This is a genomic window from Catellatospora vulcania (genome assembly GCF_009720385.1).
Classification (GTDB): domain Bacteria; phylum Actinomycetota; class Actinomycetes; order Mycobacteriales; family Micromonosporaceae; genus Catellatospora; species Catellatospora vulcania.
This window is the reverse complement of record NZ_WARX01000001.1, coordinates 905372-922275: the sequence shown is the minus strand read 5'-3', so window position 1 is coordinate 922275 and position 16904 is coordinate 905372. Positions and strand designations below refer to the sequence as shown.

Annotated in this window: 15 protein-coding genes; 7 read left to right on the top strand and 8 right to left on the bottom strand. The window is 71.3% G+C overall.

Translation table 11 applies throughout. From position 1 onward, the window contains the following. The first annotated feature begins 96 nt into the window (after positions 1-96). Both F6W97_RS23435 and F6W97_RS23430 read left to right on the top strand, forming a co-directional pair. Positions 97-1668, top strand: a complete 1572-nt coding sequence (locus F6W97_RS23435; protein WP_155372551.1) for an endo-1,4-beta-xylanase — start codon at positions 97-99, stop codon at positions 1666-1668. A 242-nt stretch (positions 1669-1910) separates the two neighbouring features. Then, entirely contained in the window at positions 1911-3929 is a 2019-nt protein-coding gene (locus F6W97_RS23430) for a family 43 glycosylhydrolase (RefSeq protein WP_155373079.1), read from the top strand. Between the two features lie 97 nt (positions 3930-4026). Here F6W97_RS23430 and F6W97_RS23425 read toward each other — a convergent pair whose 3' ends face one another. The 4 genes from F6W97_RS23425 to F6W97_RS23410 all read right to left on the bottom strand — a co-directional run bounded on the left by F6W97_RS23425 (position 4027) and on the right by F6W97_RS23410 (position 8782). Then, positions 4027-5742 (bottom strand): aldehyde dehydrogenase family protein, encoded by a 1716-nt coding sequence (locus F6W97_RS23425; protein ID WP_155372550.1) that lies wholly within the window; start codon positions 5740-5742, stop codon positions 4027-4029. Between the two features lie 73 nt (positions 5743-5815). Further along, on the bottom strand, positions 5816-7120 hold the full coding sequence (locus F6W97_RS23420) for an MFS transporter (protein ID WP_230686897.1): 1305 nt from the start codon (positions 7118-7120) through the stop codon (positions 5816-5818). Positions 7121-7158: 38 nt separating this feature from the next. Further along, positions 7159-8079 carry a TauD/TfdA dioxygenase family protein gene (locus F6W97_RS23415; protein ID WP_155372549.1) on the bottom strand — a complete coding sequence of 307 codons (921 nt, stop codon included), beginning with the start codon at positions 8077-8079 and terminating at the stop codon, positions 7159-7161. Between the two features lie 100 nt (positions 8080-8179). Continuing rightward, positions 8180-8782 (bottom strand): TetR/AcrR family transcriptional regulator, encoded by a 603-nt coding sequence (locus tag F6W97_RS23410; protein ID WP_155372548.1) that lies wholly within the window; start codon positions 8780-8782, stop codon positions 8180-8182. A 186-nt stretch (positions 8783-8968) separates the two neighbouring features. Between F6W97_RS23410 and F6W97_RS23405 the strand changes: the two genes are divergently transcribed. Together F6W97_RS23405 and F6W97_RS23400 are read left to right on the top strand one after the other, a co-directional pair. Continuing rightward, positions 8969-9166, top strand: a complete 198-nt coding sequence (locus F6W97_RS23405) for a hypothetical protein (protein ID WP_155372547.1) — start codon at positions 8969-8971, stop codon at positions 9164-9166. Between the two features lie 111 nt (positions 9167-9277). After that, positions 9278-9802 carry a hypothetical protein gene (locus F6W97_RS23400; RefSeq protein WP_230686896.1) on the top strand — a complete coding sequence of 175 codons (525 nt, stop codon included), beginning with the start codon at positions 9278-9280 and terminating at the stop codon, positions 9800-9802. Positions 9803-9845: 43 nt separating this feature from the next. Here F6W97_RS23400 and F6W97_RS23395 read toward each other — a convergent pair whose 3' ends face one another. After that, positions 9846-10712 carry an alpha/beta fold hydrolase gene (locus tag F6W97_RS23395; protein WP_155372546.1) on the bottom strand — a complete coding sequence of 289 codons (867 nt, stop codon included), beginning with the start codon at positions 10710-10712 and terminating at the stop codon, positions 9846-9848. 185 nt (positions 10713-10897) lie between these two features. Between F6W97_RS23395 and F6W97_RS23390 the strand changes: the two genes are divergently transcribed. After that, the gene (locus F6W97_RS23390; RefSeq protein ID WP_155372545.1) at positions 10898-12400 is read left to right on the top strand and encodes a class I SAM-dependent methyltransferase; all 1503 of its coding nucleotides are present in this window, start codon (positions 10898-10900) and stop codon (positions 12398-12400) included. Between the two features lie 85 nt (positions 12401-12485). On the opposite strand, the gene F6W97_RS23385 is transcribed toward F6W97_RS23390, so the two are convergent. Beyond that, positions 12486-13271: a hypothetical protein gene (locus F6W97_RS23385; RefSeq protein ID WP_155372544.1), complete on the bottom strand. Its 786-nt coding sequence runs from the start codon at positions 13269-13271 to the stop codon at positions 12486-12488. An 89-nt stretch (positions 13272-13360) separates the two neighbouring features. On the opposite strand from F6W97_RS23385, the gene F6W97_RS23380 reads away from it, so the two are divergent. Further along, positions 13361-13993 (top strand): DUF998 domain-containing protein, encoded by a 633-nt coding sequence (locus F6W97_RS23380; RefSeq protein WP_196279284.1) that lies wholly within the window; start codon positions 13361-13363, stop codon positions 13991-13993. On the opposite strand, the gene F6W97_RS23375 is transcribed toward F6W97_RS23380, so the two are convergent. Beyond that, a complete protein-coding gene (locus tag F6W97_RS23375; protein ID WP_196279283.1) occupies positions 13994-14653 on the bottom strand; it encodes a HEAT repeat domain-containing protein in 660 nt (219 codons plus the stop codon). Positions 14654-14775: 122 nt separating this feature from the next. Between F6W97_RS23375 and F6W97_RS23370 the strand changes: the two genes are divergently transcribed. After that, positions 14776-15462 carry a GNAT family N-acetyltransferase gene (locus F6W97_RS23370; RefSeq protein ID WP_155372541.1) on the top strand — a complete coding sequence of 229 codons (687 nt, stop codon included), beginning with the start codon at positions 14776-14778 and terminating at the stop codon, positions 15460-15462. A gap of 25 nt (positions 15463-15487) precedes the next feature. Here F6W97_RS23370 and F6W97_RS23365 read toward each other — a convergent pair whose 3' ends face one another. After that, complete coding sequence (locus F6W97_RS23365) at positions 15488-16864, bottom strand: hypothetical protein (protein WP_155372540.1); 1377 nt, start codon at positions 16862-16864, stop codon at positions 15488-15490. Positions 16865-16904: the final 40 nt, after the last annotated feature.

The following is a 16904-nucleotide window of genomic DNA, read 5'->3' as shown; positions in this document are numbered from 1 at the left end:
CGCTCGGAACGGTGCACCAGCGCACTACCGCACCGCCCGGGGCACCCGCCCCGGGCGGGCCTCCACGGACCAGCCCACCGCTCCCAGGAGAACGACATGAAACGAACACCCCACGGCCGCACGTTCCGCGCGGCCCTGACGGCCACCATGCTCGTGGCCGCCACCGCCTTGACCAGCATCGCCCTGGCGAACTCCGCCAGCGCGGGCACCACCCTCGGCGCCTCGGCCGCCGAACGCGGCCGCTACTTCGGCGCGGCCATCGCCGCGGGCAGGCTCGGCGACTCGACCTACGTGAACATCCTCAACCGCGAGTTCAACTCGGTCACCGCCGAGAACGAGATGAAGTGGGACGCTACCGAGCCGTCCCAGAACAACTTCAGCTACGGCAACGCGGACCGCATCGTGAACCACGCCCAGAGCCGGGGCATGGCCATCCGCGGGCACGCCCTGCTCTGGCACCAGCAGCAGCCCACCTGGGCGCAGAACATGAGCGGCGGTGCCCTGCGCTCCGCCATGATCAATCACGTAACCCAGGTCGCGACCAAGTACCGCGGGAAGATCCACTCGTGGGACGTCGTCAATGAGGCGTTCGCCGACGGCGGCGGCGGTGGCCGGCGTGACTCCAACCTGCAGCGCACCGGCAACGACTGGATCGAAGCCGCGTTCCGCGCCGCGCGGGCCGCCGACCCCGGCGCGAAGCTCTGCTACAACGACTACAACACCGACGGCATCAACGCGAAGTCGACCGGCATCTACAACATGGTGCAGGACTTCAAGTCCCGCGGCGTGCCCATCGACTGCGTCGGCTTCCAGTCCCACCTGACCAACTCGGCCCCCGGCGACTACCAGGCCAACCTGCAGCGCTTCGCCAACCTCGGCGTCGACGTGCAGATCACCGAGCTGGACATCTCCGGCTCCAACCAGGCCAACGCCTTCGCCGCCGTCACCAACGCCTGCCTGGCGGTGTCGCGCTGCAACGGCATCACCGTGTGGGGCATCCGCGACAGCGACTCCTGGCGCACCGGCCAGAACCCGCTGCTGTTCGACTCCTCCGGCAACAAGAAGGCCGCGTACACGTCGACCCTCAACGCCCTCAACAGCACCCCGCCCACGAACCCGACGCCGTCGCCTTCGACGTCGACGCCCCCGTCGGGCGGGCCGGTGGACACCAGCGCCTGGTACGTCCTGGTCAACCGCAACAGCGGCAAAGCCCTGGACGTGTACAACTTCTCCACCGCCGACGGCGGACGCATCACCCAGTGGACCCGAGGCACCGCCAACAACCAGCAATGGCAGTTCGTCGACTCCGGCAGCGGCTACTACCGCATCAAGTCCCGCCACTCCGGCAAGGTCCTCGACGTCTCCGGCTTCTCCACCGCCAACGGCGGCGCGATCGTCCAGTGGACCGACAACAACAGCAACAACCAGCAGTGGCGGCTGGCCGACTCCGGCGGTTACCTCCGCCTGATCAGCCGTCACAGCAACAAGGCCCTGGAGGTCCAGGGCGCATCGACCGCCGACGGGGCCAACATCGTCCAGTACGACGACTGGGGCGGCGCCAACCAGCAATGGCAGCTCGTCCGCGTCGGATCCTTCGCGGCCGCGATGGGCGCCGCGGCCCACGACGCCGGGCTCGCGGCACAGCGGGCGCTCGCGCTCGCCTCCTGACCGTGGCTACGTCACGGTCATGACCTCGGACGCGACCACCGCTCCATGAACAGCCGCCGGTGCGCGGGCCGCCGCAGCCCGCGCACCGGCGGTTTCCACGGGTGACCCCCCATACCCGGCCCATTCCGGCCTGAGACAAGGAGGATGCCGTGAGCGGCATCGGCACCACCCCCCGAACCCAGCCTTCACGACGCGGCTGGCGCACCGCGTTGATCACCGTCGTGGTCACCGCGCTGGCCAGCATGGGAATGATCGTCGTCGGCACCAGCGGCGCGCAGGCCGCCACCGTCGACACCAGCGCCTGGTACATCCTGGTCAACCGCAACAGCGGCAAGGCCCTCGACGTGTACAACTTCTCGACCGCCGACGGCGGACGCATCACCCAGTGGACCCGAGGCACCGCCAACAACCAGCAATGGCAGTTCGTCGACTCCGGCAGCGGCTACTACCGCATCAAATCCCGCCACTCCGGCAAGGTCCTCGACGTCTCCGGCTTCTCCACCGCCAACGGCGCGGCCGTCGTGCAGTGGACCGACAACAACAGCAGCAACCAGCAGTGGCGGCTGGCCGACTCCACCGACGGCTACGTCCGCTTCGTCAACCGCAACAGCAACAAGGCACTGGAGGTCCAGGGCGCGTCGACCGCCGACGGGGCCAACATCGTCCAGTACGACGACTGGGGCGGCGCCAACCAGCAATGGCAGCTCGTCCGCGTCGGCGCCAACCCCACCCCGAGCGCGTCGACCTCGCCCCCGCCCAGCGGCGGCAACTACGCCAACCCGGTGCTGTGGCAGGACTTCGCCGACATCGACATCATCCGCGTCGGCGACGCCTACTACTACTCCGCCTCGACCATGCACTACTCCCCGGGCGCGCCGATCCTGCGCTCGTACGACCTGGTCAACTGGGAGTTCGCCGGGCACTCCGTGCCGGTGCTCGACCATTCCAGCGCGTACAACCTCAGCGGCGGGCGTGCCTACGTCAAGGGCATCTGGGCGTCGACGCTGAACTACCGCCCCTCCAACAGCACCTTCTACTGGATGGGCTGCATGGAGTTCAACAAGACCTACGTCTACACCGCCTCGGCGGTCGACGGGACCTGGTCGAAGCGCTCCACCATCAACAACTGCTACTACGACGCCGGCCTGCTCGTCGACGACAACGACACGATGTACGTCGCGTACGGCAACAGCAGCATCAGCGTCGCGCAGCTGTCCGCCGACGGGCTCAGCCAGGTACGCACGCAGCAGGTGTTCACCACCCCGTCCAGCGTCGGCACCCTCGAAGGAGCCCGCTTCTACAAGCGCAACGGCAGCTACTACATCTTCCTCACCCGCCCCGCCAACGGCCAGTACGTCCTCAAGTCGTCGAGCCCGTGGGGCCCGTACACGATGCAGCAGGTCCTGCTCAACCTGCCCGGCCCGGTCTCCGGTGGCGGCGTGCCCCACCAGGGCGGTCTGGTGCAGACCCAGAACGGCGACTGGTACTACATGGCCTTCGTCGACTCCTACCCCGGCGGCCGCATCCCCGTGCTCGCGCCCGTCACCTGGACCGCCGACGGCTGGCCGCAGCTCCAGCTCGTCAACAACGCCTGGGGCGCGAGCTACCCCAAGCCGAACCTGCCCGCCCCGCCGCGCCAGGTCAAGCCGATGATCGGCGCCGACACCTTCGCCGGCACCACGCTCGGCCCGCAGTGGGAGTGGAACCACAACCCCGACACCAGCCGCTACTCCGTCAACAACGGCCTGCGCCTGCAGACCGCGACCGTCACCAACGATCTCTACAACGCCCGCAACACGCTCACCCACCGCATCCAGGGCCCGACCTCGACCGCCACGATCCAGCTCGACTACTCGACCATGCGCGACGGCGACCGGTCCGGGCTGGCCATGCTGCGCGACTCCTCTGCCTGGATCGGCGTCAAACGCGACAACGGCGCGACCAGGGTCGTCATGACCAACGGACTCACCATGGACAGCAGCTGGAACACCACCGGCACCGGTGCGGAGAACGCCTCCGCGGCGGTGTCCGGGGGCCGGATCTGGCTGCGCGTCAACGCCGACATCCGGCCGGGCAGCGGACGCCAGGCGCGCTTCTCCTACAGCACCGACGGCGTCAACTTCACGTCGCTGGGCTCCGCGTTCACCCTCAACAACGCCTGGCAGTTCTTCATGGGCTACCGCTTCGGCATCTTCAACTACGCCACCCAGGCACTGGGCGGCTCGGTTACGGTGTCCAGGTTCGACCTGACCACCCCCTAGCGGGTGTCCCGGCGATCGGACCCGGATGCGGGTCGCTCGCCGGAGTCCCGCCGCAGACGGCCGGTGCGGATCTCACCGCTCCGCACCGGCCCCGCGGCTAGCCCCGCAGCGCGGAGGCGAAGACGGCGGCCAGCGCCGACAAGCGGGGGCGGGCCGAGAACTCGACCAGCCGACGGCCGGTCGTCGCGGCCGTGCGGTTCGTCACGAACCACGGCGGCTTCGGGGTGAGGCTGAACTGCCCGGTCATGATCGAGCGGGGCAGCGGCCGGAACGGCCCGTACACGACGGTGCGTTCCGGGCGGTGCAGCAGCAGCGCGTTGTGCACGACGCCGCGGCCGCTGGCGATGTCGTCGAGCGGGTGCCCGGGGAAGGCTCCCCAGGTGGCGCGGGCGGTCAGGTAGCCGACGCCGGTCCAGGCGTTGACCCCGACGGTGCCGTAGCGCAGGCGCGCGATGCCCTCCCGCAGCCGCGCGCCGAGCCTGCGCAGGGTGCGCGGGTCGATCACCAGGTTGGCGCCCAGCGTGCCGTGCAGCCGCTCGTTGGCGGCCTCGACCGCGGCGTCGACGAACTCCATGCCGGTGCCGGGCAGCTCGGCCACGCCGAGGACCGGCCCGAAGTACTCGGTGCCGAACGCGGACTCCGCCGGGTCGTCCAGGTGCAGTCCCCACAGGATGGTGCGCTCGGCGGTGCCGCCGACGGCCTCGAAGCGCGGATGCGCCTGCCGCGCGCCGGCCACCCGCGCGGCGCAGCCCGGATACCAGGCGGGGCGCACGGGTGCGGTGGCGTACGCCTCGCGCAGCGCGTCGAGGAACTCCCGCTTCTGCGGCCAGTCGCGACTGACGATGACGAGCTGCGCGGCGATGCAGTTGAAGCCGCTGTTGTGCAGGCGCTGGGTGGCGATGTGCTCGGCCTGGAAGCGGAGGTCGGCCTTCGACCAGCGGCCGGGCACCACGATGGTCGGCGAGACGCCGCCGAGTTCACTGGTGATCGGCTTGTCCAGGCGCGGCGCGCCCGCGGCCTTCGCCGCCGCGCCGGCCGGGCCGGTCCCCCACACGATCGCGTCGTGGGTCGCCTCGCTGCCGGTGATGTGTACCGCGTCTACGCCCGCGTGGGTCACCAGGTGGTCGCCGACCTGCGCGTCGCCGGTGACGATGCGCAGGTAACCGCGCTTGATGAACGGCGCGAACACCGCGGCGAACACCGGCAGCAGCGCGTCGGTGACGGGGTTGAGCTTGAGCAGGACCACCCGGTTGTACGCGTACAGCTGGTAGAGCACGTCCAGCGGCGCGATCGAGGTGATGTTGCCCGCGCCCATCACCACGGCGACCCCGGCCGTCAGCTCCGGGGCGAGCTGGCCCAGCCCGGCATGTTCGCGGAGCTGCTGTTCGGTGGTGCCGGGCTCCGTCCAGACCTCGGCGCGGAAACCGCTGAGCAGCAGCCGGTCGTGGATGCCGTGCGGGAGCACGTCGACGGCGACCCGGCCGCCGGGCGCGTTGCCGACGCGATACCCGGCGAGCACGTCGCGTCCCGACTCGATGCGGGCCAGGGTGTCGGCCAGCGCGGCGGCGTAGCCGAGGACGGCCCACGGACCGCTGATCCACTCCTCGCCGAGCAGCGGCGACCCGGCAGGCAGCTGCTTGATGCTCCCGGCCGTGCGCACCCACTGGTCGGCTTGCGCGGCGACGTTGGCGTGGACCTGGAGCAGCAGGGCGCGGCGCGAGGCGAGCGTCTCGCCCGCCCAGCCTCGTTCGCCGTCGCGCAGCGTGGCGAGCATCTGGTCCAGCTGCGCGATGGTCGCGGTGCTGATCGTCATCGGTGGTTCCTTGTCGCCGTGAGGTTGTTCGCCAGAGGTGTCGCGGCAGCGGGCGGCCGGGTCGCGGCGCGGGTCACCGCGCGAGGCGCTGCCTGTCGCGGGCCGGGTCGACGAGCGTGACCGTGGCGATGCCGCCGAGCAGGAGCACGCCTGCCGAGATCAGCACCGCCTGCTGGTATCCGGCTGCGCCCTGGGTGTCGACCAGGCGGCCGACCAGGATGGGCGCGATCAGGCCCGCGGTCGTCACGACGCCGTTCATGATGCCCAGGGCGCCGCCGCGACGACCGGCCGGCACGATCTCGGCCACCGTGGTGACCGCGATGGTCGCCATCACCCCGCAGATCCCGAATCCGGCGATCAGCAGCAGCACGGTGAGCGGGCCGCCCTGACCGGCCGCGAGGGCGGCGCAGCCCGCCGCGCTGACGAGCAGGGTGATGCCGCCTACCCGGGCCCGGGCCCAGCGGCTGCCGACGCCGCGGCGCAGCAGCCACCCGGTCAGCCCGGCCTGGCCGAGCAGCGCCATCGCGTTGACGGCCCACATGAGCGCCACCAGGTTGGCCGAGGCCGTCTTCGAGTAGCCGAGACCGTCGTTCAGGTACGAGGGCAGCCAGGCCACGGTCAGCGCGACCATCCAGTAGGTGCCGAAGTACCCGGCGGTGACGCCAATCCAGGATCGGGTGGCCAGGATGCGCCGGTAGCCGACCTTGTCCGCGACCTGCTCCGCCTCGTCACCGGTTGCCGGGTCGGCCGCCACCGCGTGCCGTCCCTCACCGCCGACGATGGCCCACACCAGCGCCCACAGCACACCGGCGACGGCCACCACCCCGAACGCGGACCGCCAGCCGTGCTCCGTGATCACCCAGGTCAGGCCGGGTGCGGCGATGACGACGCCGAACGTGGTGCCCGCGGTGACCAGCGCGCTGGGCAGGTTGCGCCTGCTGTTCGGGAACCAGGACAGGGCGGTCTGCTGGGCGATCGGGAAGGCGGGGCCCTCCGCCGCGCCCAGCAGGATCCGGGAGGTGAACAGCATGGCCACGCCCGCGCCGAGCGCCATCGGCGATTGCGACACCGACCACAGCAGGACCATGCCCAGCAGCAGCCACCGTGGACGCACCCGGTCGGCCAGCAGCCCGCCGACCGCCCCGAAGATCGAGAACCGCAGGAAGAACGCGCTGTTCGCCGTGCCGAACTGGGTCGCGGACAGGCCCAGGTCCGCCCGGATCGGGTCGGCGGCCAGGCCCAGAATGGACTTGTCCGCGAAATTGATCATCATGAAGGCGACGAGCATGGCGGTGACGAGCCACGCGTGACGGCGATCGTCTCGGGTCTGCGCGGCGGGTCTGGCGGGCGTTGCGGGTGCGACTTCGGTGTCGGTCACGGTGGCTCCGCGGGCTGGGAGGGAAGGTCGGGGGTGGTTCAGGACAGCGGGACGCCGGCGATGGCGATGCGCTCCATGACCCGGCGCGCCGGGTAGTAGTCGTTGATCGCGTAGTGCTGGGTGGCGATGTTGTCCCAGATCACGACCGAGTCGGGCTGCCAGCGGAAGCGCACCTGGAACTCGGGGACGCGGGCCTGCAGCACGAGTTCGTTGAGCAGCTCGCGGCTCTCGTCGGCGGACATCCCGACGATGTGCGTGGTGAACGGCTCGTTGACGTAGAGCGTGCGACGGCCGGTGACCGGGTGGCGTACGACCACGGGGTGCTCGACCGCGGGCAGGCCGGGGCGCAGGGCGGCGATCTGGTCGGAGGTCATGGTCTGGCCCCAGGACGGGATCCAGTCGTGCACCGCGGTCAGCCCGTCGATGCGGGCCTTCATCGCGTCGGAGAGGTTGTCGTAGGCGGCGGCCATGTCGGCCCACATGGTGTCGCCGCCGGCGGGCGGGATCTCCACGGCGCGCAGCACCGAACCCAGCGCGGGCGCGGCCATGAACGAGTGGTCGCTGTGCCAGATGTTCTCGTTGCCCACCGCGGTGGCGTCCTTGGCCAGCCGGGAGACCCCGGCGGTGTCGCCCTTGGGGAAGAACGGGTTGGGCTCCGGCGGACCCCACAGCCCGGCGAAGACCTGCTGGGAGTACGGGTCGAAGCCGTGCTGGTCGCGGAAGAAGAGGACCTTCCACTCCAGCAGGGCACGCTTGAGTTCGGCGGCCAGCGCGGCACCGGCGGGCACGGACAGGTCGACGCCGGAGATCTCCGCGCCGATGTGCGGCGTCATCGGGCTGACCTGCAGCAGCTCGTACGGCTCGGCCCGGGTCCCGGGCGCGGTGCGGTCCAGCACGCGCCGGCCGTAGCGCATCAGCGGCTTGCCGTACGCGGGGGCGGCACTGGCAGCGGTATTCATGTGTGACCTCCGACACGTCGAATGCGTTACCCGCAGTATCGTTATTAGTGATCGGCGACGCAAGAGGCCTGACGGTGGGATTCTTCGGGGCGGGACCAGCTCAGGCCGGTGCACCCACCGCCCGAGCGATCATGTCGGCCAGATCCGCGGCGAAGCCCTCGTCGGGCAGCTGCTGCTCGATCACCAACCGGAAGATCATCGGTGCGGCCACCAGCGTCGCCGCGGCCCGCACGTCGACATCGGCCCGCACGTCGCCACGAGCCTTGCCGCGCTCCAGGATCTTCCGCGTCTCGCTCATGATCCGGGCGGCATAGCTCTGGTACGCGCCACGCACCTCACCGCCCTCCTCCGCGGCGGCGATCAGCCCTGCCAGCAGCCGCGCCGTTCCCGGCATCCGGTAGACCTCGACCCGCGCGTCCAGCACCGCACGCAGCTCGGCGCGGAAATCCCCCAGGTCGGGCACGGTGAGCACACCGATCCGGGTCTCCGCGGCCGCGATCATCAGGTCGTGCTTGCCCGGCCAGCGCCGGTAGATGGCGGGCTTGCTCACCCCGGCGCGGGCGGCCACCGCGTCCATGGTGACCGCTTCCATGCCCTGCTCGGTGACCAGGTCGAGCACGGCGGACAGCACCGCGCCCGTGACGCGTTCCTCCCGCGGGCGCCCCGGCCCGCGCTCCGCCCGCTTCACCTGTCCACCAGCCATGCCCGAAGCGTACGGGCGGCGCAGCCGACCGCCCCGGCGAGCGGGCCGGGAACGCGCCGGACGGCCGATACTGCGTTCCTGCACCCACCGGACGGGGCCATCCCCACCGAGAAGTGGACCGCGGAGAGCCTGAGGACCTATATCGCGAACTACGGCTCCTGGGAACCGCTGGACGATGGCCGGCGCATGTACGTCACCCCGGTCAACAGCGCAGGCGGAGACCTCGTCCCCCTGCGTGAGGTGAGCCGGTATGACGATCGGCCGCCCCACATCGACTTCGACCTCCCGCTCAACGGCGAATGGAGCGACCTCACCGCACTGTTCGACCTGGTGCGGATCGACGACCGCTGGGCGTTCGTGCTCCACGACCTGCACGTCCTTTGAACTGCACCGATCGCCGTCGAGCCACACCTGCACCGCCGCGGGCGCGCTCAGATACCAACTGCGCCCGCCGTGCCAGGAGCTTCAGCGCGCACATCGTCGGGGGCCACCGGCATGATCACGGTGACTGAGCCGCCCCGCCGCAAGGAGACGATCATGGACGACGGCCGCGCCGACTTCGACTTCATCTTCGGCCGTTGGCAGGTGCGCAACCGCAAGCTGCGCGACGTCACCGACCCGGCCTGCACCGAGTGGGTCGAGTTCGACGCCACCGCGCACGCCGAGCCGATCCTCGGCGGGCTCGGCCACGTCGACCGCATCTGGACCGACGCCCCGCCCGGCGAGGAGCCGTTCGAGGGGTTCACGCTGCGGCAGTTCGACCCGCAGGCCCGGGTCTGGCGGATCTGGTGGGCGTCCAGCCGCAACCCCGGCCACCTCGACCCGCCCGTCGAGGGCGCCTGGCGCGACGGGCGGGGCGTCTTCGACTGCGACGACGTGCTCGGCGGACACCCGGTCAAGGTCCGGTTCGAGTGGACCAGGGAGGGCGCGGACACCGCCCGGTGGCAGCAGTCGTTCTCCTACGACCAGGGCTCGAACTGGCGGACCAACTGGGTCATGGACCTGTCCCGTACCGCCTGACCCGAACGGGGCGGCCCTGCGGCTCGCCCCGTTCGGGACTCTGTCAGGCGTTCGCGGACAGGACCTCGCGCAGCTTGGCAGCGAACTCCTCCGGCTTGCCCGGCATGCCGAACTCGCCGCCCATGAAACCGCCGTGGTTGCTGGGGAACACGACCGCCGTGGTGCCGAGCCGCTCGGCCACCGCGACCCCGCCGCGGTAGGCCATCTGGCCCTCGGACTCCTCGCCGACCACCGGCACGATCCGGGTCTGCGCCGCGCGCAGCGCGTCGAGGTCGTACTCGTAATGCGTGCAACTGATCAGGTTCTGGCCCAGCAGCACGTCGTCACGGGAGCCGTCGTCCTCGGCCGGCATGCCGAACTGCGCCGGGTCCGGCGCCACGGCGTAGTCCGCCGGGAACTCGCCCTGGTGCCCGACCGCGGCGATGAACGCCGCCATCCCGGCTCCGGAACCCTTCGCCTGGTACAGGTCGCGGATGAACCGGATCGCGGCGAGCGCCCGCTCCCGGTCGGGCAGCAGGGTGCCCGCCGGCGGCTCGTGGGCGACCAGCGTGCGCACGTCCGCGGGGTGCCGGGCGACCAGGGCCAGCGCGTTGACGGCCCCGCCGCTGCTGGCGAAGATGTCGACCGGTCCCCCGCCGAGTTCGGCGATCAGCCGGTGCAGGTCGTCGGCGTGCACGTCGGGCGTCGACTCCCCGGCGTCGGCGGTGCGGATGCTGCGTTCGGCGCCGCGGGGGTCGTAGGTGACCACGGTGCGGTCGGGGAAGTACCCGGCGAGCGTGGTGAACCCGCGGGCGTCCATGGGCGAGCCGAACAGCATCAGGACCGGCTCGCTGCTCTCCGCGTTCTCGCGCACGTCGTAGTGCAGGACCGCGCCGGGAACGTCGAGGGTGTAGGTCTTCGCTTCCGTCATCGGAGCATCTCCTTCTCGGGTCATGTCCAGGTAGACCGCCGCCGCCCGGCAAACTCATCGGTCCGGGGCCCGGAACTTTCCCCGGAGTCGCCGAAACGGGCAAATGCCTCGGCCAGCATAGTCCGGCAGCGGGATGGCGGACCTGCGGTGAGCAGCCCCGCCGCCGCGTGCGGTATCAAGGTCCGATGAAATACGTGCTGTTCCCCGGACGCCACCACCTGCTGACCCGGTTCCAGGCCGGCCGGCTCGTCGACCTGGCCGCCCGGCACGGCGCGACCATCGTCTGGGCGGTGACCTCGGCGAACCACGACAACACCCGCCGCAACCCGGTGCCCTACCACCGGCGGGAGGCCGCCATCGAACGGTTCAGCGCGACCACCGGCCTGCGCTCGGTGGTGGTGCCGGTCTTCGACATGCCGCCGACGCCGCGCTTCGCCGAGGTGACGATCAAGAACATCACCGCGGCCACCGGTATCGAGCTGACGCCGCACAACACCGTGGTGGCCTGCTCCACCCCCGACGTCGCCGCGCTGTACGAGCGGCTCGGCTTCGCGATCGACCCCGTCGAGGCCGGGCAGTCCCCGGCGGCCGAACGGCCCTGGGACGTCCTGCTGCGCCTGGCCGCCGGTGACGAGACGTGGCGCGAGCTGGCGCATCCCGCCACCGTGGACGTCTTCGACCGCTACCGGCTCACCGACACCGTGCGCAGGGTCGTCAACGACCCGGTCGTCGGGGACGAGGGCGGGCTGACCACGACCCGCGACTACCGCAGCTACGTGGAGGCGTTCGCCGACAGCGCCGCCCGCAAGTGGGCCGCGGCCCGCGAGCACGTCCAGCCCGGCCGGGTCGTCGACATCGGCTGCGGCGCGGGGGCTGTGCTCGAACTGGCCGACCGGGAGCCGGCCCTGCGCGAGAGCGACCTCATCGGGGTCGAGGTCGCCCGCCACCTGTTCGACGAGTGCGTACACCGCAAGGCGCAGGGGGTCTTCGCCAACCCGAACGTGTTCTTCTACCGCCGCAACGTGCTCGGCGGCGCGGTGTTCCCGGCCCGGTCGATCAACACGACGCTGACCTTCGCGCTCACGCACGAGATCTGGTCCTACGGTGACCAGGAGAAGTCGCTGCGCGCCTTCGCCCAGGCCATCTTCGAGCACACCGTGCCGGGCGGCGTCTGGATCAACAGCGACGTCTGCGGGCCCGACGACCGCGACCGGCAGGTGCTGCTGCGCCTGGAAAGCGGCGACGGCGAGAACCCGCGGCACCCGCGCACCGACCTGGCCGGGTTGCCTTCCGGGCAGGTCGCGGCCTATGTCGCGGGCCTGTCCACGCGGGCCCGCTTCGACCAGTTCACCGTCGACTTCGCCTTCGGCGTGCCGCACACCGCCACCGGCGACACGGTCCAGCTCGCCCTGGGCGACGCCATGGACTACCTGACCCGCAAGGACTACTCCGCGAGCTGGCTGGCGGAGACCCGCGAGCAGTTCTGCGGCATGGCGTACGCGGACTGGCGCCGCCTGCTCACCGACGTCGGCTTCGAACTGGACCCGGCCTCCGGGACCAGCCGCAACGACTGGATCGTCGACAACCGGATCGCCCCGGTGGCCACCCTCACCGACCCCGACGGCACCCCGCTCGACTGGCCGGTCACCCACCTCCTGCTGGTGGCCCGACGCCCCCTCAACTCGTAAGGCCGAAGGAAGGGCGCCTTCACATCGCTAAGCGACGTAGAAGGCGCCCTTCCCTAACGCCTGTGGGCGGAGCCCGCCTGCCGGGTCAGCGGATGCGGCCGCCCTCGGTGACCAGCCATTCGCCGGTCTCCCAGTCCGACGGGCCGCCGCCCTCGCCGCGGTAGCACAGGTCGAAACGGATGCCCAGGTCTGGCCACGGATGGCGGACCGGCACGACGCGGAAGATTTCCTCCAGACCCGGAAAGGTCAGCCCCTCGGGCTCGGGGAACAGCAGTTCCAGCTCTGCGCGGGTCAGATCGGTCCACAGCGCGATCTGCCACGACGTCTGCGTGAGCCGCTGCTCGAATACCAGCTCGAACCGGGGCTCGCGGCCGACGACGAAATCGCGGACATCGTCGTCGAGCTCCGCCGGTGACGCGGGCAGGACGAAGGGCCACTGCTCGCCGGTGGGATAGCGGTACATCGCGGACGCCGCGGCGACCGCGCCGACCAGGTCGTCCCACTGCTCGACGGACGTGCCGACGGGCAGGTTGACGCCCGTGTGGTCGACCCGGCGGACGTGCCCGGCGAGGCGGCGGCCCAACTCCGGCAGCTCGACCCGGCCCGGCAGCGTGACCGCGTCGGCGCCGGGGCCGCGTACGACGCGAATGACCTGGCCGGTGTCCAGGGCGACCTCGGGCGCGGGCACGTCGGCCAGCGCGAACGTCGTGATGGGGCGGGCGTCGCCGGGCCGCGGCGGGGTGAGCGTCAGCCGATCGGCCTTCCGCGCGGCGTAGGGGACGTCGGCGAGCAGCAGCCCCAGCCCGTCGAGGAAGGCACGTGACTCCGCGGTCGCGGGCAGGCGGAAGGTGATCTCGGAAAGGCGGTCCATGCGCCGACCGTAACCGCGCCCGCGTCCACCTCGATATGACAATTTACCGGGCCGGACCGCTGCTGGACAGCCGGTCTAATCTCGACCTGGTGAGACAACGGCTGGGTGCGGTCTGCTGGATGCTGACGATCGTCTACTTCCTGGTGCAGCCGGTGGTCGCGGCGGCCTGGGATCCCGCGTACAGCTTCGCCGACAACACGATCAGCGATCTCGGCAACGCCCGCTGCGCGCCCACCGGCGAATCCTGGCGGCCGGGGACCTTCCTCTGCTCGCCCAGGCACGCGCTCATGAACGTGGCCTTCGTACTGGTGGGCCTGTTCACCGCGGCGGGCGCGCTGACCACTCGGGGCTGGTGGCCGCGTCACCGCCTCGCCGGGGCGGGCCTGGCGCTGGTGGCCGTCAGCGGCGTAGGCGCGGTGCTCGTGGGCCTGGCTCCCGGCGATGTGAACATGCCGCTGCACCTGGTCGGGGCCGGGTTGCAGTTCCCCGGGGCGATCGGCCCGCTGCTGCTCGGCCTCGCCACACCCGGTGAGCGGCCGCGGGAGCGGGTCTTCTCCCTGGCCATGGGCGTCGTCGGGATCGTGGGCTGCGCGCTGTTCGCCAGCGGCCTGCATCTGGGCCTGGGCGTCGGCGGCGCGGAGCGGCTCGGCTTCGACCCGCTCACCGTCTGGACCGTGGTGCTCGGCGTGGTGATCTGGCGCGCCCGCTCAGCCCAGCGCTGATCAGCCCCGGTCCACAGCGGTCAGGTGTGTCCTGGCGAGTTCGCGGATCTGCTCATCGGGGTCGTCCAGCAGGTCGGCGAGCGACCGCGTGACGAGTTCCGGGTCCGCGCCGGAGATCTCCTCGACCATGGCGTGCAGGGCGTAATACCGGGTGTCCGCCTCCTCGTCGCCGCACAGTGTCCGCAGCGCCTCCAGCGCGCCCGGTTCGATCCGATCCGGGTCCACCAGCGCCGGCAGCGCTGCCGCGACGTGGAAGCGAACCCACCGGTTCGGGTGCCCGGTGAACCGGAGCACCTCGCCGAGTGCCTCCCGTGCGCAGTTGAATCCGAGCGCGGAGATCACCCACTGCAGCACCCGCGGGTCCCGCTCCTGATCGAGCCGCCCGACCAGCAGCGGTATCGCCTCCGCGCCGAACGGCCGGCGCCCTTCGTCGTCCCGCGGCCCCAGCTCGCGCAGCACCCGGGCGCCGAGTTCCCGCGCATCGGGGTCGTCGTCGGTCAGCAGCCGCACCGCGGTGGCGAACACCTGCCGGGTCGGCCGCTCGTGCAGGGCGACCAGGTGGGGAACCGGGTCCAGGTAGTCGTCCTCGGGAATCTCGGCCGCCGCGGCGGCGAACAACTCCGCATCCGACATCTCGGCCAAGCCGCTTCGCATTCCCATCCGCCCATTGTCTGTCGGTGGGCAACACGGATTCACCCGCCGCCGCAGCGCCCGCGCATCCATCCACGATCATGATTGTCAGGTTAGAGTCTGCGCAGCGCTAACGCCGACCCGAGGACGCCATGGACCCACTCGACGACCCCGTACGGTCCGCGCTGACCGGCCCGCATGCCCACCTGGCGCAGCGGCGGGGCCGCATCCTGCGCTACCCGCCGGAGCTGTCGCGGTTCATCACGATCCCGCATCCGACCACCGCCGAAGACTGGGCGGACGCCGCCGCGCTGGTCGGCCCGGAGCAGGCCCCGATCGCCGGCATCGTCGTGGCCCCGCACCCCGATTGGAAGGTCACCGGGGTCGGGCCCGGACTGCAGCTCGTCGAGGACGACGCCGAACCGCGGACCGACGACGAGGCAGTGCGGCTGGGTCCGGCCGACGTACCCGAGATCGTCGCGTTCGTCGCCCGCCACCGCAACGGCCGCCTGTTCACGCCGCGCACCCTGGAACTGGGCACCTACCTGGGTATCCGCCGCGGCGGGGCGCTGGTGGCGATGGCCGGCGAGCGGCTGCGCCCGACGGGCTGGGCCGAGCTCAGCGCCGTCTGCACCGACCCCGCCCACCGGCGCCAGGGCCTGGCCGTCCGGCTGGTCCGCGCGCTTATCGCCGGTATGCGCGAGCGCGGCGATCACGCCTTCCTGCACGTGGCCCACGACAACACCGGAGCGCTCGCCCTGTACGAGCGGCTCGGCTTCCGGCTGCGCCGCCCGATCAGCATGGGGTCGGTGCACATCCCGGAGGTGGACCGGCCGTGAGCACGCCACGGCCGGTCCTGGGCGGTCAGCCGCAGCTCGGGCAGCCCCCGGGCGCGGGCACGCCCACGCGGGGCAGGTCGTCGCGGTACTCGGGCTGGGCCTTGGTGACCCGCGTCGGCGACACCAGCAGGTAGCCACCGGACAGGTCGGAGTCGATCAGCGCCACCAGGCTCGGATCGTTCGGGTCGGCCGGCTCGCCCTCGAAACCGGGCGCGGCCCAGCCGGGCACCACCTTCACCGCCGCGCCACGGGTACGCAGCACGTTCTTCTCCGTCTCGAAGGTCACGACCGTGGTGTCGGCGTCGGGGTTGTAGTACTCCTCGTCGTCGACGGTGTCGCTGTCCTCGTAGTCGGAGTCCACCATCGTGCAGTTGCCCGCGGAGTCGCAGTCCTCGACCGTGGTGTCCGCGGAGCCGTACTCGCCGTCGGCGGAGATGTAGCTGACCACGGTCGTTCTCTGGGAGCCGGTGACGTTGCCGTCTGAGTCCCGGACGAACTTGGTGGTCGTCGTGATGGTGCTGACCGCCCCGCCGGCGAAGCGGTGCTCGTCGGTATAGGTGACGCTGTCCAGGTCACCGTCGGCGTCGGTCGTGGTCTGCTTCTCCTCGTGCCGGGTGCCGCCTTCGCCGTCGCTGGATTCCCGGGCCTGGCCGGTGGTGCTGGGGCCCGCGCTACCGTCGGCGTTCGTAGTGGTCCTGTTGAATCCGCCCGCGCCGTCGGACCTGGTGGTCTGGGACGCGCCGTCGTTGAACTCGATGTGGGTGCCGGTCCCGCCCTCGATCGGCTTGGTGCTCTTGACGCCGCCGTGCTCCTGGCCGAACTGGTGCTTCGGGTCGACGGAGCCCGCGGAGATCAGCCCGACGGAGACCCCGCCGACGCGGGCGCCGGGCAGGGAGCCGATGCCGCCCTTGCCCGCCATGCCGATCGTGAACCCGTGGCTGGGATCGACGTCCACACCGCCGGTCTGGATCTCACCGAAGGTGAGGCCGAAGTGGGTGAGCGTGTCCCGCCGTGAGGCCATGCCGAACGCGCCGAGCACGTCCATGCCGATCTTCTCCCGCGCCTCGACGATCTCCTGGGGCATGGCGAGGAACGCGCCCAGACCTGCCTCGAACGAGGGCAGTCTGCGCTCCAGTGCTACTTCCACGACCAGCTTCAGGGGCGGGCGGCTGGTCGGGTCCCACGGGTCGGTGCCCGCCATCAGCTCGTCGGCGTCGCCGACGCCGTCGTGATCGGAGTCGACGACCCGCCAGGCCACGTAGCAGCCGGTCGGGTCGCAGAGCCGCAGGGTGGACTTGTGCACGGGATCTGCCGCGTGGGCAGGCTGGGCCGCCACGGTGGCGGCCAGCAGCACGGCCGCGGCGACGGTCGCGGCGGTGCGCCGCGAGATATCGATAATCATGCGCCGAGCTTCGGCGTCCCCTGGGGCGAAAGCCCTGGAC